This window comes from Ruegeria sp. AF2 (assembly GCF_056542025.1).
In genome coordinates, this window is the sequence record NZ_JBQFZC010000004.1 from 215842 (window position 1) to 234629 (window position 18788).

The 18788-nt window shown below is 56.6% G+C and carries 19 protein-coding genes and 1 tRNA gene; 14 read left to right on the forward strand and 6 right to left on the reverse strand.

What is annotated here, in order from left to right; translation table 11 throughout:
• Positions 1–10: 10 nt before the first annotated feature.
• Positions 11–976, forward strand: a complete 966-nt coding sequence (gene dgcA, locus ACR0NM_RS14335) for an N-acetyl-D-Glu racemase DgcA (protein ID WP_480615335.1) — start codon at positions 11–13, stop codon at positions 974–976.
• Positions 977–986: 10 nt separating this feature from the next.
• Positions 987–1847: a D-amino-acid transaminase gene (locus tag ACR0NM_RS14340; RefSeq protein WP_170395576.1), complete on the forward strand. Its 861-nt coding sequence runs from the start codon at positions 987–989 to the stop codon at positions 1845–1847.
• Positions 1848–1891: 44 nt separating this feature from the next.
• Here ACR0NM_RS14340 and ACR0NM_RS14345 read toward each other — a convergent pair whose 3' ends face one another.
• The 3 genes from ACR0NM_RS14345 to ACR0NM_RS14355 form a co-directional block, all read right to left on the reverse strand.
• The gene (locus ACR0NM_RS14345; protein ID WP_170395578.1) at positions 1892–2206 is read right to left on the reverse strand and encodes a DUF1244 domain-containing protein; all 315 of its coding nucleotides are present in this window, start codon (positions 2204–2206) and stop codon (positions 1892–1894) included.
• A 114-nt stretch (positions 2207–2320) separates the two neighbouring features.
• Positions 2321–2560, reverse strand: a complete 240-nt coding sequence (locus tag ACR0NM_RS14350; protein ID WP_170401976.1) for a DUF6868 family protein — start codon at positions 2558–2560, stop codon at positions 2321–2323.
• A gap of 87 nt (positions 2561–2647) precedes the next feature.
• Entirely contained in the window at positions 2648–3385 is a 738-nt protein-coding gene (locus ACR0NM_RS14355) for an N-formylglutamate amidohydrolase (protein WP_480615337.1), read from the reverse strand.
• Positions 3386–3503: 118 nt separating this feature from the next.
• Between ACR0NM_RS14355 and pyk the strand changes: the two genes are divergently transcribed.
• The 5 genes from pyk to rplT all read left to right on the forward strand — a co-directional run bounded on the left by pyk (position 3504) and on the right by rplT (position 7958).
• Positions 3504–4949 carry a pyruvate kinase gene (gene pyk / locus ACR0NM_RS14360; protein WP_170395584.1) on the forward strand — a complete coding sequence of 482 codons (1446 nt, stop codon included), beginning with the start codon at positions 3504–3506 and terminating at the stop codon, positions 4947–4949.
• Between the two features lie 243 nt (positions 4950–5192).
• Complete coding sequence (locus ACR0NM_RS14365; RefSeq protein WP_170395586.1) at positions 5193–5630, forward strand: universal stress protein; 438 nt, start codon at positions 5193–5195, stop codon at positions 5628–5630.
• Between the two features lie 14 nt (positions 5631–5644).
• Entirely contained in the window at positions 5645–7195 is a 1551-nt protein-coding gene (locus tag ACR0NM_RS14370; RefSeq protein WP_170597221.1) for an alanine/glycine:cation symporter family protein, read from the forward strand.
• Positions 7196–7377: 182 nt separating this feature from the next.
• The gene (rpmI, locus tag ACR0NM_RS14375; protein WP_010443552.1) at positions 7378–7578 is read left to right on the forward strand and encodes a 50S ribosomal protein L35; all 201 of its coding nucleotides are present in this window, start codon (positions 7378–7380) and stop codon (positions 7576–7578) included.
• 14 nt (positions 7579–7592) lie between these two features.
• On the forward strand, positions 7593–7958 hold the full coding sequence (gene rplT, locus ACR0NM_RS14380) for a 50S ribosomal protein L20 (RefSeq protein ID WP_008756009.1): 366 nt from the start codon (positions 7593–7595) through the stop codon (positions 7956–7958).
• Positions 7959–8289: 331 nt separating this feature from the next.
• Here the strand turns inward: rplT and ACR0NM_RS14385 are convergent.
• Positions 8290–8379: transfer RNA gene (locus ACR0NM_RS14385), tRNA-Ser, on the reverse strand.
• Positions 8380–8683: 304 nt separating this feature from the next.
• On the opposite strand from ACR0NM_RS14385, the gene ACR0NM_RS14390 reads away from it, so the two are divergent.
• Both ACR0NM_RS14390 and ACR0NM_RS14395 read left to right on the forward strand, forming a co-directional pair.
• Positions 8684–9640 carry a FecR family protein gene (locus ACR0NM_RS14390; protein ID WP_480615339.1) on the forward strand — a complete coding sequence of 319 codons (957 nt, stop codon included), beginning with the start codon at positions 8684–8686 and terminating at the stop codon, positions 9638–9640.
• 21 nt (positions 9641–9661) lie between these two features.
• On the forward strand, positions 9662–11923 hold the full coding sequence (locus ACR0NM_RS14395) for a CHASE2 domain-containing protein (RefSeq protein WP_480615341.1): 2262 nt from the start codon (positions 9662–9664) through the stop codon (positions 11921–11923).
• Positions 11924–12143: 220 nt separating this feature from the next.
• Here ACR0NM_RS14395 and hemC read toward each other — a convergent pair whose 3' ends face one another.
• On the reverse strand, positions 12144–13100 hold the full coding sequence (hemC, locus tag ACR0NM_RS14400) for a hydroxymethylbilane synthase (RefSeq protein ID WP_480615343.1): 957 nt from the start codon (positions 13098–13100) through the stop codon (positions 12144–12146).
• Positions 13101–13207: 107 nt separating this feature from the next.
• Between hemC and hemE the strand changes: the two genes are divergently transcribed.
• Positions 13208–14242, forward strand: a complete 1035-nt coding sequence (gene hemE, locus ACR0NM_RS14405) for a uroporphyrinogen decarboxylase (RefSeq protein WP_170636668.1) — start codon at positions 13208–13210, stop codon at positions 14240–14242.
• 58 nt (positions 14243–14300) lie between these two features.
• Here the strand turns inward: hemE and ACR0NM_RS14410 are convergent, their stop codons facing one another.
• Positions 14301–15395 (reverse strand): CaiB/BaiF CoA transferase family protein, encoded by a 1095-nt coding sequence (locus tag ACR0NM_RS14410; protein WP_480615346.1) that lies wholly within the window; start codon positions 15393–15395, stop codon positions 14301–14303.
• 155 nt (positions 15396–15550) lie between these two features.
• Here ACR0NM_RS14410 and ACR0NM_RS14415 point away from each other — a divergent pair, with 155 nt between their 5' ends.
• From ACR0NM_RS14415 to ACR0NM_RS14430, 4 genes are all read left to right on the forward strand, one after another.
• On the forward strand, positions 15551–16066 hold the full coding sequence (locus ACR0NM_RS14415; protein ID WP_170395597.1) for an SRPBCC family protein: 516 nt from the start codon (positions 15551–15553) through the stop codon (positions 16064–16066).
• Between the two features lie 91 nt (positions 16067–16157).
• Entirely contained in the window at positions 16158–17087 is a 930-nt protein-coding gene (locus ACR0NM_RS14420; protein ID WP_170395599.1) for an ABC transporter ATP-binding protein, read from the forward strand.
• Positions 17084–17845 (forward strand): ABC transporter permease, encoded by a 762-nt coding sequence (locus ACR0NM_RS14425; protein ID WP_170395601.1) that lies wholly within the window; start codon positions 17084–17086, stop codon positions 17843–17845. Before ACR0NM_RS14420 ends, ACR0NM_RS14425 begins: the two co-directional genes overlap by 4 nt.
• 104 nt (positions 17846–17949) lie before the next feature.
• On the forward strand, positions 17950–18747 hold the full coding sequence (locus tag ACR0NM_RS14430) for a S49 family peptidase (protein WP_170423599.1): 798 nt from the start codon (positions 17950–17952) through the stop codon (positions 18745–18747).
• Positions 18748–18788: the final 41 nt, after the last annotated feature.

The following is an 18788-nucleotide window of genomic DNA, read 5'->3' on the forward strand; positions in this document are numbered from 1 at the left end:
GGTTGAACGCGTGCAGATTGACGTTTCCCGCGATGTATTTCGGCTGGCGCAGGTATTCACTATCTCGCGCGGCTCACGGACTGAGGCAAAGGTCCTGACGGTTCGGATCTCGGATGGTGTGGATCATGGTTGGGGCGAATGCGTGCCCTATGCGCGCTATGACGAAACGCTGGATTCAGTCGAGGCCGAGATTGCCGGCCTGCCCGACGTATTCTCTCGCTATTCCCTGATGGATCTGCTGCCTGCCGGCGCGGCTCGGAATGCATTGGATTGTGCGCTTTGGGACCTTGAGGCGAAACGCTCCGGCAAACGGGCGTGGGAGCTGGCGGAACTTGCCGCACCGGGGCCTGAAGTTACGGCCTATACTCTTTCCCTGGACACTCCCGAGGCAATGCAGGCACAGGCAGCAGAAAATGCGTTCCGACCCTTGTTGAAGATCAAACTTGGTACACCGGACGACATGCCCCGGCTTGAGGCTGTGCGGGCTGGTGCGCCGGACTCCAAAATCATTATCGACGCCAATGAAGGTTGGTCTGCTGAAGTGTACGCCGATCTTGCGCCGCATCTTGTGCGACTGGGCGTTGCTCTGGTTGAACAACCTCTGCCAGCCGGTGAGGATGATGCACTGATCGGCATGGATCGTCCGGTGCCGGTATGTGCCGACGAATCCTGTCACGATCGGGCCAGCTTGCCTGCGCTAAAAGGCAAATATGATGTGGTGAACATCAAACTCGACAAGACCGGCGGTCTGACCGAGGCGCTGGAGCTGCGAAAGGCCGCGCTGGCCGAGGGCTATGGCATCATGGTCGGATGCATGGTTGGAAGTTCGCTGGCCATGGCACCTGCAACGCTGGTGGCGCAGGGCGCGATGGTGACGGACCTTGACGGACCGCTTTTGTTGGCAGAAGACCGCGACACACCCCTGATTTTTGATGACGCCGGAGTGCATCCGCCCAAAGCGGCACTTTGGGGCTGAGGAGAAGAACATGACCCGCACCGTTTATGTGAATGGCGAATACCTGCCTGAAACCGAGGCAAGCGTCTCGATCTTTGATCGAGGTTTCCTGTTTGCAGACGCCGTCTATGAAGTAACCAGTGTGCTGGATGGTAAGCTGGTCGATTTCGAAGGCCACGCGGTGCGGCTGAAACGCTCGCTGGACGAGTTACAGATGGCTGAACCCTGCAGCAAAGAAGAACTTCTGGAAATCCATCGCAAACTGGTCGAGCTGAACGACATCGAAGAGGGTCTGATCTATCTACAGGTTTCGCGCGGCAGTGACGGCGACCGGGATTTTGTGTTTCCGTCAGCGGATACCAAGCCTACGCTGGTTTTGTTCACGCAGAATAAGCCAGGTCTGGCCGACAGCCCCGCGTCGAAGAAAGGGGCCAAGGTCATTTCGATCGATGACATCCGTTGGGGCCGCCGCGATATCAAAACCGTGCAACTGCTGTATCCGTCCATGGGCAAGATGATGGCGAAAGCGGCTGGCTGTGACGATGCCTGGCTGGTTGAAGATGGCTATGTCACCGAAGGCACCAGCAACAACGCCTATTTCGTCAAAAACGGCAAGATCGTCACCCGCCCGCTGTCCAACGACATTCTGCACGGCATCACCCGCAAGGCGGTTCTGCGCATGGCAGCCGAGGCGCAGATGGAGATTGAGGAGCGCCTGTTCACCATCGACGAGGCGAAAGAGGCGGATGAGGCCTTCACCACTTCGGCCAGCGCCTTTGTCATGCCGGTGGTTGAGATTGATGGCGTGGCACTGGGTGATGGCACGCCGGGCCCGATTGCCAAACGCCTTCGCGAGATCTATCTGGACGAAAGCCGAAAGGCCGCAATCTAAAGCAAAGGCCCGCCAAAACGGCGGGCTTTTTCGTTTTCGGGGCGTCAGCCTTTTTTCGTGACGTTCTCTTCAAACGCGACCTTGAAGGCGGCTTGTTTCTCTGCGTTCGCTTCGGTCTGGTAGTTGGCCTTCCACTCATCCATGGTCATACCATAGAAAATCTCGCGCGCTTCGTTTTTGTCCATGTCGATGCCCTTGGCATTGGCGGCTTCCTGATACCAGCGCGACAGGCAATTGCGGCAGAACCCGGTCAGATTCATCATATCGATGTTCTGTACGTCGGTGCGATCCTGCATCAGATGCTGCTGCAAACGGCGAAACGCTGCGGCCTGAAGTTCGATTTCGGTTTGCTTGTCCATTGTCGGGCTCCGAATGATTGTCTTGCGTTCTGAACCTGACCTAGCAATCCGTGGGCCATGTTACAACGAACAGGAGGGGCCTTAAGGCCCCTTGGAACGTCAGGTTTGGATGCTTTATGCCAGTTTGAGGGCCAGCCACGGCACAAGGCAAAAAATGATTGTCAGGATTTTGTAGTTCGCAAGATACCTGAAATAGGCCCTCTTAACGTCGGCCCGCTCCATTTGGAACATTCTGCCATGCACGCCTGCAATCCAGTCCTGCATGATGAGGATCATAAGTGTGCTGAACAACAAAACAGCGATGTTAAGGGCGGTCATCCAGCCGAAGACAGTAGTCAGGAATTCCTGAGTCATGGTCGTCTCCTTTCCGTTAATATATGGGTGTCAGTATATTGGCTCACAATATTTCGAGGATCGGAAGCGGCATGAAGTGACCTAACGTCATAGTCCGCTATCGTTCAGTGCATCCTGCAGAATAACGGCCAATCGTTCGGCCCAGCTGCGTTGCCCGTCATGATCCGCAATCAGATCATTACGCAGTTCGATCAGTGCATTAGGACGGCCGAAACTGCTGCAATGCTTGTCGATCGCATCGCCGGGTAGCACACCTGTATAGGGTTCATTTACCCCAACGCACAGATAATCCTCGGCGTTCAACCGGTTGATCAGCGGGCGCGAGAACCGCTCATCCGGTGTGTGCAAGACGCCGATGTGCCACGGCCGAGGATCGCGGCCACGGAGCTGGCGCGTAAAGGAATGCATCGAGATGATGACCGCATGCGGCAGGGCCGCAAGCTGTGCCAGCGCATCGTGATAGGGCCGGTAACACATATTTAGACGACGCTCACGCTCGGTCGCATCTGCGTGTCGGTTACCGGGGATGATCGAACCGTCATAGAGCTTCATCAGCAGCGTCGGATCGTCCTCGCCCCGGTTGGGGTCAATTACGAGGCGCGAGAAGTTGGCTGCGATTACGGGGGCGTTCAGGACCTCACCCAGATGCTTTGAGACCTCGTAGGCGCCCACGTCATAAGCGATATGGCGTTCCATATCTTCGCGCGGCAGGCCCAGGTCTCCGCCGTTGATATCGGGCGGCACCATGTTGGTGGCGTGGTCACAGGTAATCAGCCAACGCGACGGGCGATCCGCGCCGTGAACAAAAAACGGAGAGTATGTCATGAGCCTGTCATCTTGTTTGTCGCAGGTGTAGGACAGTTGCGTTGGAAAGGGAATTGCGCAATAAGCAGCCTGAGCAATGTTTGCGGTAACATTTACGCGTTTGAGGAGAGCCTGATCAATGCGACGCCTGAGAAATGTGAAAATCGTGGCGACGCTGGGACCGGCGTCCAATGACTATGATACCATCCGTGCGCTGCATGAGGCAGGGGCCGATGTATTCCGGCTGAACATGAGCCATGGCAGCCACGATGAGATTCGCGAGAGGCACCGTATAATCCGGCAGATCGAAAAGGATCTGGAAAGCCCGATCGCGATTCTGGCCGATCTGCAGGGGCCAAAGCTGCGCGTTGGCGTGTTTGCAAATGATGCGGAAGAACTTGAGGAGGGCGCAGCTTTTCGTCTGGACCTTGACCCCGCAGCCGGGGATATAACCCGTGTCTGCCTGCCACATCCCGAAATTTTTGCCGCATTGGAGCCAGGTGCGCGCCTGCTGGTCAATGACGGAAAGATTCGTCTGATCGTACAGGATTGCGGACAGGATTTTGCACATTGTACCGTTGAAGTCGGCGGTACGATCTCGAACCGCAAGGGTGTGAACGTGCCTGACGTGGTGCTGCCATTGGCAGCGCTGTCGGCCAAGGATCGCGACGATCTGGAATTTGTCTGCCAACTGGGTGTGGACTGGTTGGCGCTGAGCTTCGTTCAGCGTGCCAAGGATGTGTTCGAGGCGCGCGCACTGGCGGATGGCCGAGCATCGATCTTGTCCAAGATCGAAAAACCTGCTGCGGTCGAAGCTTTTGACGATATCCTTGACGCCTCAGACGGGATCATGGTTGCGCGGGGTGATCTGGGCGTCGAACTGCCTGTTTCGGCAGTCCCCCCGATCCAAAAACGTCTGGTGCGTAAATGCCGTACAGCCGCGAAGCCTGTGATTGTCGCAACCCAGATGCTGGAAAGCATGATCGAAAGCCCAATGCCCACACGGGCCGAGGTTTCAGACGTGGCCACCGCGATCTACGAGGGTACCGATGCAATCATGCTGAGTGCTGAATCGGCTGCTGGTTCTTATCCCATCGAGGCGGTTCAGACGATGAACAAGGTTGCCATCGAAGTTGAAGCTGACCCAACCTACACTCAAATTATTGCCGCGTCGCGTACCGCCAAGGGTACGACCATCGCTGATGGTATCGTGGCTGCGGCACGCGAGATTGCCGAAAAGACTGACATCAAAGCCATCTGCTGCTTCACTCAAAGCGGGACCACCGCCTTGCTCACCGCCCGTGAGCGTCCCGGTGTGCCTATCATCGCGATGACCCCCGCCACCGGCACCGCCCGCAGGCTTTGCCTGAGCTGGGGTTGTCATTGCGTCTTAACCCCTGAACAAGAGCGGTTCAAAGGTGCGGTCGTCAGCGCCGCTCGCGCCGCCCGTTCGGGTGGTTTCGCCGCTGAGACTGATCAGATTGTGGTCACCGCCGGCGTCCCTTTCAATGTTCCTGGCACCACCAACATCTTACGTATCGCCCCTTGTGATGAACGGCTGATCTACAACACTGATCCGGGCTAAGCCCGGATCACCACTACTAATTTCAGTTTGATACCAAGCGTATGCCTAATATTTGGGCATATAATAATATTTATTTACAGTGCCTTAGAAGTTTGAGGGTTGTATCCAGCAATAATCTCTCTGTTTTTGCGTGTTTTTTCGGGATACTTGCCCTTAGGGCGGTCTACTCAAGCAAGTTCCAGGTTCCGGCTGCCCTGCCGGGGGCGAGGGCCCCGGCCAAAGCAACAATAACGGAGGAACGGCATGACAACGAAAATTGTCATAGGACTGGACGGGACAGAAACCGGAGAACGCGCGATCGCCTTTGCCAAAGACTTGGCCGGGCGTATCGGTTCATGCGAGCTTCTGGCGGTTTACGTCATCGAATGGTCTCCTTTCACATTCCAGACACCAGAAGAGAACGCCCTGCGCCACAAACGGCGCGAAGAAGAGGTTGCGTTAGCTACGTCACGGATCATCGAGCCAGCGGTCGAAGCGTTGAAGGCTGCAGGATTCGAGGCGCGCGGCATCGTCCGTCACGGAGATGTGGCGGAAACGCTGAATGCAATCACGGTTGAAAACGGTGGCTCCCAGATCGTTGTGGGTCGGGCCTCGGCAGATGGGTTTAAAAAACGCCTGTTTGGCAGTTCGACCCAGAACCTTGTCATGCACGCCGATGTTCCGGTTACGGTCGTGAACTGAGGGGAGAGATTATGATGAATATTCAGAACAAACTGAGTCTGGCAGCACTTGCCGCTCTGGTTGCGAGCCCCACTGCCGCACAGGAGGCGGTCGGGTTGGACGATAAAATCAACCAGGCCTTTGCTGATTTCACCGGGCCTTTCGTCAGCTTTATTTTTGCCCCGTTTCCGGGCACCGGGTTCCCTTGGATCGTGGGTTGGCTGGTCATCGCCGCGACCGTCTTCACGCTTTATTTTGCCTTTGTACAATTGCGTTTCTTCGGTCATGCGATCAGCCTTGTGAAAGGTGACTATTCTGATCCCAATGATGCGGGTGAAGTTAGCCACTTTCAGGCGCTGGCAACGGCGCTGTCCGGTACAGTTGGCCTCGGTAATATTGCTGGTGTTGCGGTCGCCGTCGGTATCGGCGGGCCAGGTGCAACTTTTTGGATGATTGTCGCAGGCCTGTTGGGCATGGCGTCGAAATTCACCGAATGTACGCTGGGTGTAAAGTACCGCAACGAATATGATGACGGCACCGTTTCTGGTGGTCCAATGTATTATATGTCGAAAGGGTTCAACGAACTGGGCCTGCCGGGCGGTAAAATTCTGGCCGTTCTGTTCTCGATCTTCTGCATCCTTGGCGCGCTTGGTGGGGGCAATATGTTCCAGGCCAATCAGGCGCATCAGCAGATCGCAGGCATCGTCGGAGATTACCCGGGCTGGATCACTGGCCTGGTCTTTGCAGGCATCGTCTTTGCAGTGATCGTGGGCGGCCTGAAATCCATCGCGCGCGTGACTGAGAAAGTCGTTCCTTTCATGGGCGTGATGTATGTGGCCGCGGCTCTGGTGATCATTCTGATGAACGCGGATCAGATCGGTTGGGCCTTTGGCCAAATCTTCGCGGGAGCCTTCACCGGTCTTGGTGTTGCTGGCGGTATGGTCGGCGCATTGATCCAGGGCTTCCGGCGTGCGGCGTTCTCGAACGAAGCGGGCGTTGGTTCTGCGGCGATTGCCCACTCGGCGGTTCGCACCAAAGAACCGATCACCGAGGGCTTTGTGTCTCTGCTGGAGCCGTTCATTGATACGGTCGTAATCTGTACCATGACCGCGTTGGTGATCATCATCACCCAGCAGCTGATCGTCGATCCGGAGACCGGAAACTATATGCTGAACGAGGCGGGCAACGCGATTGCAACCGTTGATGGCAACTCGGGCGTTAGCCTGACCTCTGCCGCCTTCGGCAGCGCGTTCAGCTGGTTCCCATACGTGCTGGCGATCGCCGTGGTCCTGTTTGCCTTCTCGACCATGATCAGCTGGTCCTACTACGGCCTCAAGGCCTGGACTTATCTGTTCGGTGAAGGCCAGACCAAAGAGCTGGTGTTCAAGGTCATTTTCTGCATCTTCGTAGTCATCGGTGCAGCGGCCAACCTTGGCCCCGTTATCGACTTCTCGGATGCGGCGATCTTTGCCATGGCGGTTGTGAACGTCTTCGCGCTCTACTTCTTGATGAAAGTGGTACGTCAGGAACTGGCATCTTATGCAGAGCGTTTGAAGAGCGGTGAAATCCGCAAATTCGAACATTAATCCAAACCACCGGGGCGGCGCGCGTCGCCCCGGTGCCTAGCCAGCCTGCAAAAAGCGCAGATTCTGGCCCAAACCCCCTTGCCAGTATGACCGAACTTGCGTAAACGGCGCTTCTGATCGCGTGACCGGCCGAGATGGCATGCCGAGTCGCGTCTGAAACCGAACCCCGAAAGGAGACGGAAATGCCTAAGATGAAGACAAAGTCGAGCGCCAAAAAGCGCTTTAAGGTGACTGCGACCGGTAAGGTCCTTGCTGGCCAGGCCGGCAAACGGCACGGCATGATCAAGCGGACCAAGAAATTCATCCGCGACGCCCGTGGCAACACCACCCTGTCCGCCCCCGACGCCAAGATCGTCAAGGGCTACATGCCCTACGACCGCTAAGAGGAGATTAAGAGATGTCCCGCGTTAAAGGTGGAACCGTAACTCACGCCCGTCACAAGAAGGTCATCAAGGCTGCCAAAGGTTACTATGGCCGCCGCAAGAGCACCTTCAAGGTTGCCCGTCAGGCCGTAGACAAGGCCAACCAGTACGCAACCCGCGACCGCAAGAACCGCAAGCGCAACTTCCGCGCGCTGTGGATCCAGCGTATCAACGCCGCTGTCCGTTCGCATGACGAGGCACTGACATATTCCCGCTTCATTAACGGCCTGAACCTGGCCGGTATCGAAGTGGACCGCAAAGTTCTGGCTGACCTGGCTGTGCACGAACCGGAAGCGTTCGGCGCGATCGTCGCCAAAGCACAGGCCGCGCTGGCTGCCTGAACCTCTTTCGAGAGACAGTGAATGAAAGGCCGTCCCAGTTGGGACGGCCTTTTTTTGAATCCGTAACGGGTGTCGATTGCGCCAGTTTGCCAAATTGAGCTTTCTAGGGCGACGAAGATAGATATCTCACCGCCTCCAACATCCTGGGCTGAATTGTACTGCAGACAACGCACCAAGCTCCGGCATCAGGGTGCAATGGTTGATGCGAGCGATCCAATCCGCCTTGAGAAATGGTAGTGTGCAACGCCCGTGAAATGCCGTGAATTCAGTGGGATGATTTTATGAGATCGTTCAGACCATGGCAGGCATCGCAGGTGATGCCCGGTATGGGTGGCGGAGACGAAGGGATTCGAACCCTCGAGACGGTTTCCCGCCTACTCCCTTAGCAGGGGAGCGCCTTCGACCACTCGGCCACGTCTCCGCTGGCCGGTATATCCTTGCCTGTCATCCAGATACAAGGCGATTTTCTATGTCTGGAAAATTTTTCTGAATACCGATGATCAAACCCACAAGAAGGAGCGCTGGGGCTACCGGAAGCAGGGGTGCGAAACCCCCGAAATGCTGAAAAACATGCAAAACCTTGCCAACTCCACCTGTTCTGGCGCATATTTGTCTAGTTTTAAGGCTCTAATAACTATTCAGATTTAGCTTTCTGAGGCGACAGATATCGGGCGTGGGGTGTTTGGCACCCTGGTAGGTACCTTTTGGGGGAAGGGGACTTGGGTTTGGCCTGGTTGAAATTGTTTTGTGTTTTCTTGGTTCTAGCGACGCTGCCTGCGTCGGCCATCGCATCAATCGGAAAAGTGCTCAGTGCTAAACCGGGCGCGGATATTATCCGGGCCGGTAAAAAGATACGCTTGCGTGAAGGGATGGATGTTGTTTCAGGCGATACTATTTCGACCGACAGATCAGGCGTGGTTCAATTGGTGTTTGTAGATGAAACCAAGATCGCGGTTGGTCCGAACGCGCGAATGATCCTGGATGTCTCGATGCTGCGAGGCAATCGGAAGGCAAAAAACTTCACCGTGCAGGCGCTGGGCGGCAGTTTCCGTTTCATTTCAGGCAAAAGCCGAAAGCGCGCTTATTCGATCAAAACGCCCGATGCCACCATGGCCGTGCGGGGAACGACATTTGACATGTGGATTACATCCGGCAGCCAAAGCGCGATGCTGGTTATCGAGGGCACCGTTCAGATGTGCGGCCGACGCGGGTCGTGCCGGTCGGCAAGCCGACAGTGCAGTCTCTTTGCGACCGGTTCGGGCGGTCAGGTGGGGCGCCCGATAGATCAGGAGCAGTATGACAAAGCGCTAAAAGGTGGTTTCCCCTTCATACGCTCGCAAACGCAACTGCTGCCACCGTTTCGGGTGAGTGCCGAAGGGTGTTCGGGCAGACAGGCTCAGGCCCCAAAGATTGAATCTGAAAGGCCAGAGCGGCGCGAAGCGCGGCGGCAAACGGAACAAGGTCGTTCTGAGGTGTCGGCGGCCCGCGAAAGCGGGCGATCCGAAGCGCCAGACCGGGCCTCAGCCAGCGCCGAAGGGCGTTCTGGGACATCAGCGCGCGCAGGTGTAAGCGCCTCGGGTGAAACGAGAACATCCGTAAACGCATCCAGTGGAAATATCGGTGGATCGGGTGTCAGGGCAACGGCGACGGCAGGTAACGCTTCAGCGATAGCTGGTTGGTAGCATCAGGTTACATATATTTTCATGTTCCCCTGCGCCTGGAAGGTGAACGTGGTGGGTAAGATAAGAGACAAAATTGGGCATCGATTAGTATTCAGGCTTGTGGGCTTGGCGCTGATCCTGATGGGCTGCTTCATTAGGGTCGCGGATCCGTATCCCGTTCAAATGTCCAGATTGATTTACTTCGATATCCTGCAGCGTATTTCACCACGGGCTTACAACCCGGATCTGCCGGTCCGCGTGGTGGATATTGATGAAAGGTCTCTGGCAGAATGGGGCCAATGGCCTTGGCCTCGTACCCTGTTGGGTCAGATGGTCGAACGATTGGGCGAATACGGTGCCGCTGCGATTGCCTTTGATATGCTGTTTGCCGAGCCCGACCGATACTCTCCGATGCGACTGTTGCAAGACCCGACCTTGTCCGGACTATTGCAGGTGGATCAGACCGCGATCGATCTGGACAATGACGTCAGATTTGGGGACGAAGTTGCGAAATGGCCAGTGGTTCTGGGTGTGGCAGCCCGGCAAACCGATAGCGGTTCGGCCATTGTACCGAAGGCGGGGTTAGTCGAAATCGGAGAGAACCCCGCAGCTGGCCTTGTCAGCGTTGCCCACTGGACCTCTCTGGCACCGCCATTGGGGGAAGAAGCGGCCGGGATCGGGGGTGTTAATGTTTCGCCCCAAGGAAGTTTGGGTGTGGTGCGACGGGTCCCTGTGCTTTGGTCCGGGCCCAACGGTGTATTACCTGCGCTTGGGGTTGAAGCCCTGCGGGTGGCCATGGGCGAATCCGTTTATTTTGCCGAAGGATCGCAGGACGAGATCGGCATCATGCTTGAGGTTGGTCTGGGTGATTTTGTGCTGCCGACCACCGAGAATGGCGAGATCTGGGTGCGTTACAGGCGGGACAATCCTGGCCTCTATCTGTCGGCCGATGATGTCATGCGCAGCGGTAGTGATCCAACGCTTCAGTCAGAGATAGAAGGACGGATCATTCTGGTCGGCACCTCTGCGGCGGGCTTGTTCGATATACGCGAAACGGCACTGGGTGAATCTGTTCCCGGTGTTTCGATCCACGCCCAGATTATCGAACAGATCATCCTTGGCGATGTGCTGAGCAGATCGGATGTTACCTCAGCGCTTGAGTTGTTGGCGTTCGTGATCCTGGGCGTCGTTGTCACAGTGGTCATGTCCAACTATGGGGCGGTCGCTTCTTTTGCTGCAGGCGGTGTGGCCGCATCGGCCGTGATTGCCATCAGTTGGTTGGCGTTCCAGAACCAGTCGGTTCTGTTTGATGCGACCTTCCCTTTGGCCGGAGGTATGGCCAATTTCGGGCTTCTGGCCGGGTACCTCTTTGTTTCGACCGAGCGGGAGAAGCGGGTGATCCGCCAGACTTTCTCGCATTATGTCGCACCGGAAATCCTCGATGAGATGGAGGCCAACGGGCATCAGCTGCAATTGGGAGGTGAATCTCAGGAGATCACGGTGATGTTTTCGGACATTCGGGGCTTCACGCCATTGTCCGAGTCTGTATCAGCCACCGATCTGGTGGCCTTGCTGAATGCGCTGTTCTCAGAGATCGGGGATCAGATTCTGGTCGAGCGTGGAACGATCGACAAGTTCATCGGCGATGCGGTTATGGCTTTTTGGAATGCACCGCTGCCCGTGGATGATCACCCGTGCCGCGCTGCTTTGGCCGCGCTGAAGATGCGCGGCGCGTTAGATAGGTTCAACACTTTGCCCATCATGCGCGGGCGTCCTCCCATCGCTCTGGCGACAGGCTGCGCAACCGGAGCCGCCTGCGTAGGCAATATCGGCTCGCGGCGCCGGTTCAATTACACAGTAATCGGAGATGTGGTGAATGTGGCAGCGCGGATCGAACAAAACTGCCGACATGTGGATTATGATATTCTAGTCTCAGACTCTATTCGCCGTGTCACCAATTCTGATCTTGCGCTGCTAGAGGCGGGCTTCGTGGATTTGAAAGGCAAAAGCGAGCCAGAGCCTGTTTATGTACTGGTCGGAGATCGAGAAGTAGCAGGCAGTGCATCGTTTCAAAAGCTGCAGACCGCACACATAGGTCTACTAGAGGCGATACGCGCACGGGAATCACAGACCGTAGTCGCTGGGTTGTGCAAGGAATGTGCCAAGTATGCGATGGCGGTTGAGCCAGGTTTGGCATCATTCTATCGCGCGCTACCGGGGCGCATGGCGGATTTCCGATCAGAGGTGCTTCATGCGCGGCCGGTGTTTAGTCATCATCATGGTCTGCGCGAAGGTGCAGAGTAAGTACTTCGCCATATGCTTTGGAAAAGAGAACGGGGCGCTGTTGAAAATCAACTGCGCCCCGCCGGAAGTATCAATCTCGCCCCCTCGAATACCATCTAAAACAACACGGGCTAAAACTTTCGATATATTCGAGATCGACCTTCTGTCCCCATATTTAACGAATTCGGCAGGGTAGACAGTGAAGAAGTTCACATTACCCTGAAATTGTTTAAATTTTTTCTTAGCGCCAGTCGAAAAACCCCGGTCCGGCCTGTATCAGCAGAGAGGCGGCCATTGTCTGACCCAGTTTTGCGCCGTCTTCGAGCGCCCCGGTGGCCTCTTCGCTGATCGCCTCGGAACCGTCCGGGCGCAGAACTTCTCCACGCAGATGCAGTTGGCCATCTTGGACTTGTGCCAGACCGGCGATCGGTGTTTCGCATGAGCCATCCAGCCCGGCCAGCAGGCTGCGTTCAGCCGCAAGGCGTTGGCTTGTTTCAACATGATGAATCGCCGCCAGCATCTCGGCGGTGCGGCTATCGTCGCTGCGCCGTTCAATGCCGATGGTGCCCTGCGCAATGGCAGGTAGCATGTCATCAGGCGATATAGCAGTCGCGGGGACGTCTTTCATATCCAAGCGGCGCAATCCGGCCATGGCCAGGAAGGTACAATCGGCCACGCCATCTGCCAGCTTCTTCAGGCGAGTCTGCACATTGCCGCGAAACTCGACCACTTTCAGATCGGGCCGCCGATTCAGCAACTGCGCCCGGCGGCGCAACGATGAAGTCCCGACAACTGCGCCCTCTGGCAAGTCGTGAATCGAACTCAGCGTCGGAGAGATAAAGGCATCGCGCACGTCTTCACGCGGCAGAAAAGTATCCAGCACCAGCCCATCAGGCTGTTCGACCGGCATGTCCTTGGTCGAATGCACGGCGACATCAATCTCGCCCTTCAGCATCGCCTCTTCGATTTCCTTGGTGAACAGACCCTTGTTGCCAATCTCTTTCAACGGCCGGTCCGCGTCGATCATGGCGCGGTTGTCACCGGTGGTCTTGATTACCACGATCTCAAACGCGTCCTCAGGCAGGTCGAAAGCGGCGCCAAGTCTCTGACGGGTTTCATAGGCCTGCGCCAGCGCCAGCGGAGATCCACGGGTGCCGATTTTCAGAGGCGATGCGGGGGTAGGCAATATCAGACTCATGTGCACAGCTTTAGTCGCGTCACATTGCCCTGACAATGGGGGCAGAGCTTGACAAATTGCCACTGAGGGCCGACGCGTTGCACCAAACCGGAACACTGGGGGCACGAATGGCCGAGACAAAGAAATTGCTACGGGCGCTGGCGGGGGAAGTGCAGGATGTGCCGCCGATCTGGATGATGCGACAGGCCGGGAGGTATTTGCCTGAATATCGTGCAACGCGCGCACAGGCCGGAGATTTCCTGTCTCTTTGCTATAACCCCGAGCTTGCCGCCGAAGTCACCCTTCAGCCCATTCGCCGCTACGGCTTTGATGCCGCGATCCTGTTTGCTGATATCCTGCTTGTGCCGCAGGCGCTGGGTGCGGATTTGTGGTTTGTCACCGGCGAAGGTCCTCGCCTTTCGACAATTACACGGGAGTCGGAGTTTGATGCGCTGAAGCCGGTTGATGCAATTCATGAGACGCTCTCTCCGGTGTATGAAACCGTGCGTATTCTTTCGCGTGAGCTTCCTTCTGAGACAGCTCTGATCGGATTTGCAGGCGCGCCCTGGACAGTGGCTACCTACATGATCGCCGGACGGGGCACCCCGGATCAGGGGCCAGCCCATGCGCTGCGCGAAGAAAACACTGCGCTGTTCGAGGCGCTGTTGGATCGGATCACGGCCGCGACAATTGAATACCTGTCTGCCCAAATCGAGGCAGGGGCCGAGGTTGTCAAAATATTTGATAGTTGGGCGGGATCATTGAAGGGCGAAGCGTTTCAGAAATACGCCGTAGAACCCTGTCGCGAGATTACTGCTGCCATAAAGGCCCGCCATCCGGGCATTCCCGTCATCGGTTTCCCACGCGAAGCGGATCAGGGTTACATCGGTTTCGCCAAGGCCACCGGTGTGGATTGTGTCGCGCTGGACAATTCTGTGTCGCCCGAATGGGCTGCTGCGAATGTGCAAGTCGATGGGTGTGTGCAGGGCAATTTGGCTTCATCGCATATGGTGACAGGCGGGCAAGCGCTTGTCGATGAGACGCGGCGGATTGTCGAAGCCTTCTCAAAAGGACCGCATATCTTCAATTTGGGTCATGGTATTACGCCAGATGCGGACCCTGAGAACGTTCAATTGATGATCGATACGGTGCGCGGGCGGTAAGCCTGGCGAGGGGGCCAGCCCCCTCTTGGCCTGCGGCCAATTCGCCCCCGAGGTATTTTTAGCCAGATGAAGCGGGAGGAAGTTCGTTCAAAATCTCATTTGTATGCTCTCCGCGTTTGGGGCTGGGCCGCGGTTGCCAGTTGTAGGTTGAGAATCTAGGAGCGGCTGCGGCTTGACGTGTTTCGTCGTGGTCGACCCATGCTTGGCGAGCCGAATTCATGGGGTGATCTCGTGCTTCTTGTGGACTTAGGACTGGGGCAACGCAGGCGTCCGTGCCTTGAAACAGCGCCGCCCATTCGTCGCGCGGCTTCTCGGCAAAGATTTTGCTCAACCGCTTCGTCAGGTTGGGCCACGTCGCATGGTTATATTGCTGAGCGAATTCCGCGTCATCGCTGAGCCCGAGGATGTCCAGGAAGTGAGCATAGAATTTTGGCTCCAGACATTGAACTGAGATGAAACCGCCATCTGCGCAGGCGTAGGTTCTGCTCCAATGCGGTCCGTCAAGCAGGCTTTGACCCCGGGTGTCGGACAGGTTGCCGGTTTGGCGCAGGCTCATCAGCAAATTCATCATGTGTGCCGAGCCATCGTAGATGGCGGCGTCCACCACCGTGCCTTTGCCTGTGCTCCGGGCATTCAGAAGCCCGGCGAGCAGACCTGCAACCAGATACATCGCACCACCGCCGATATCCCCGACAAGTGTTGCGGGCGTCAAAGGCGGTTGGCCGGGCAGCGACGCGTAGGATAAAGCCCCTGAAAGGGCGATATAGTTGAGATCATGGCCCGCTGTCTCAGAAAGTGGGCTATGCTGCCCCCAGCCTGTCATTCGGCCATAGACCAGCTTTGGGTTCAGGTAATGACAGTCTTCCGGCCCCAGCCCCAGCTTTTCCATCACGCCGGGGCGAAAACCCTCGATCAGCGCATCAGCCGTTGCGATCAGCCGTTTTGCAACGCTAAGGTCCTGCGGGTCTTTGAGGTCCAGCGCAATTGATCGTTTGCCGCGATCCAGCAGCGAACGTTCAGGCATACCCGGAGTGACGGCGGACCCTTTGCGATGGATGGTGATGACATCGGCGCCCATATCCGCCAGCAGCATGGCCGCGAAGGGGGCTGGGCCCAGCCCCTCGATTTCGATGATGCGTATGCCGTGCAGCATGTCTTCCTCCTGCGGCGCAGGGTTTCTGTTGGGCGGAGCGAATGCAAGCGAAGAATCCCGATCCAGTGCCTTGGTGTGAGCAAACTGGTTGCCTGCATCGATGTTTCAGGGCTAGGTCTTTGTGGTCTGCCGTAGGATTAAAAAGAGGTTGAGAGATGCAGTTAAGCGATACCCGTGAAATTCAGGCGCCGCCTGCCGCCGTTTACGCTGCGTTGCTGGACCCTGAAGTATTGAAAGCCTGCATCAGCGGCGCGCAGGAGATTACCGGCGATCCAACCGAGGGGTATAATGCGACCGTGGTGCAAAAGGTTGGCCCTGTGAAGGCGACTTTCAAAGGCACAGTGACCATGTCCGACATGATTGAGCCCGAACGCCTGACCATCGCAGGTGAGGGCAAGGGGGGTGCTGCAGGCTTTGCCAAGGGAAGCGCTGATGTAACCTTCGCGCCCAGCGAGGCTGGTGGCACCCTTCTGACCTACGAGGTCGAGGCTAAGGTGGGTGGCAAACTGGCTCAGCTGGGCAGCCGCCTGATTGATGGGTTTGCCAAGAAGATGGCCGATCAGTTTTTCGCCAATCTTCAAGAATATTTCGAAGGTCCGCCACCGCAAGAAGACGCTGCCGAAGAAGAGACCAAGTCAGGCTGGCTAGGTCGCCTGACGGGACGAGACTGAACCCTGCGCACACGCGCATGGCACTGTGCGGAATTGGACTGTTCGACGATGGTCCGTCACGATAGGTTGCGGGGTCAGAACGAGGGTACGCATGACGACCATATTGTCGATCCGGGATTTGCGGAAGTCTTATGCCGATGGGTTTGAGGCGCTGAAAGGTGTGTCTCTGGACATTGAAGAAGGTGAGATTCTAGCGCTGTTGGGCCCCAATGGGGCGGGTAAAACAACGCTGATCTCGACTGTGTGCGGTATTACCACGCCGACTTCGGGCTCGGTCACCGTAGGTGGCCATGACATCCAGACCGAGTATCGCGCAGCCCGCAAGATGATTGGGCTGGTGCCGCAGGAAATCGCGCTGGAACCGTTCGAGAAGGTCTGGAACACTGTCCGCTTTTCGCGCGGGCTGTTCGGTCATAGCGGAGACAACGCTAGGATCGAGGAAATCCTGCGCAAGCTGTCCCTATGGGACAAACGCCGTAACGCAATCAAGGAACTATCGGGAGGCATGAAGCGACGTGTGCTGATCGCGAAAGCCTTGGCGCATGAGCCAAGGGTGCTGTTTCTGGATGAACCCACCGCCGGCGTAGATGTCGAGCTACGTAAGGACATGTGGGAGATCGTGGCCGAATTGAAGCAGGCTGGTGTCACCATCATCCTGACCACTCACTACATCGAGGAAGCCGAGGCAATCGCCGACCGTGTAGGTGTCATCGACAAGGGTGAGCTTTTGCTCGTGCAGGACAAAGACACATTGATGGCGCAGATGGGCAAAAAGCAGATTGAGGTCATGTTGACCGAGCCCATTTTATCCGTTCCCGACGTTCTGTCCGATCATCAACTGACGCTCAACGGTGCAGGCGATGCGCTGATCTATACTTACGACACCAATGCCGAGCGCACGGGCATCACCACTCTTCTCAATGATGTTGCTCAGGCCGGTCTAGTGCTGCGTGATGTGCAGACGCGGCAATCGAGCCTTGAAGAGATTTTCGTCAACCTCGTGTCCGGAGAACCCGCATGAACTGGTCCGCTATTACTGCCATCTACCGGTTTGAAATGGCCCGATTCTTTCGCACACTGGCGCAGAGTTTTTTGTCTCCGGTCCTGTCGACCTCGCTTTATTTCGTGGTGTTTGGCACTGCCATCGGCAGTCGCATTCAAGAGATCGAAGGCGTGTCCTACGGGGCCTTCATTGTGCCGGGTCTGATCATGTTGTCCGTAGTGATGCTATCAATCTCGAACGCGTCCTTTGGCATCTACTTCCCCAAATTCTTGGGTACGATTTATGAGTTACTTTCAGCCCCCATCAATTTCATCGAGATTGTGATTGGCTATGTGGGCGCGGCCGCAACTAAGGCACTGTTTGTAGGTCTTGTCATTCTGGCCACTGCGACGTTCTTTGTGGACATTCGCATTGAACACCCGTTTGCTATGGCGGCTTTCCTGATCCTGTCCTGCCTCAGCTTTTCCTTGCTGGGTTTCATCGTGGGTATCTGGGCGGGTAATTTTGAACAGATGTCGCTTGTCCCCCAGCTTGTTGTGACGCCCCTGATTTTTCTGGGTGGGACGTTTTACTCGATCTCGATGCTACCTCCGCTTTGGCAGACGATCACTCTTTTCAACCCCGTGGTTTATCTGATTTCCGGGTTCCGCTGGTCATTCTACGGTATCGCAGATGTCCCGATATTTTGGAGCCTTCTGGCCATACTGGCCTTCACCGGAATATGCCTCGCGATCATTGGCTGGATCTTCAAAACCGGTTGGCGCATCCGCAGCTAGTGCGTTGCATTTTTGCCCATCAGGTGTGTGAAATTGGTTCACGTCGCGTTTATGGCGCTTCGGGTCTCTTGTTTACGGCTCCGGCGCGCTCTACATCGGCTTCCATGAAACTCAGCCTGCCCTTCATGAAAAAGCCGCCACTTGTGGCCGTTGTTCGCCTGTCCGGTGCCATTGGAATGGCCGGGCGAGGGTCGATGAACGCGACCGCTCTGGCACCGGTGTTGGAGAAAGCCTTTCGCAAGGGCAAGCCCGCTGCGGTCGCGCTGGAGATCAATTCGCCGGGCGGCTCCCCCGTTCAAAGCTCATTGATCGGTGCGCGTATCCAACGGCTGGCGGAAGAGCTTAAGATCCCTGTCTACGCCTTCGTCGAAGACGTGGCGGCTTCGGGTGGATATTGGTTGGCGGTTTCAGCGGATGAGATTTGGGCTGATGACAGTTCGGTTCTGGGGTCGATCGGCGTGATATCGTCGGGATTTGGCGCGCATGTTTTTCTGGCACGTCAGGGCTTTGAACGACGCGTACATACTGCGGGTCAGTCGAAATCAATGCTCGACCCGTTTGCTCCGGAAAAGAAAGAAGACATTGCACGGCTCAAAGTGCTGCTGGGCGATATCCACGAGAATTTCATAACCCATGTGAAATCTCGCCGGGACGGCAAGCTGGACAGCAGCGCTGATCTGTTCAATGGCGAGGTCTGGCTGGCCCGTCGCGCGCAACAGCTGGGCTTGATTGATGGTATTGCCCATCTGAAGCCCAAGATGCAGGAGAAGTTTGGCGACAAAGTCAGGTTCCGCCGCTATGGCCTGCGCAAACCGATCTGGTCGCGCTTCGGCGCGACGCTGGCGCAGGATGCCATAGCCGGTATTGAGGAGCGCGCTGCCTACGCGCGTTTCGGGTTGTAGAGTGATCGTCAAAGCAGTCACCTTGTTCCTGATCGCCATGG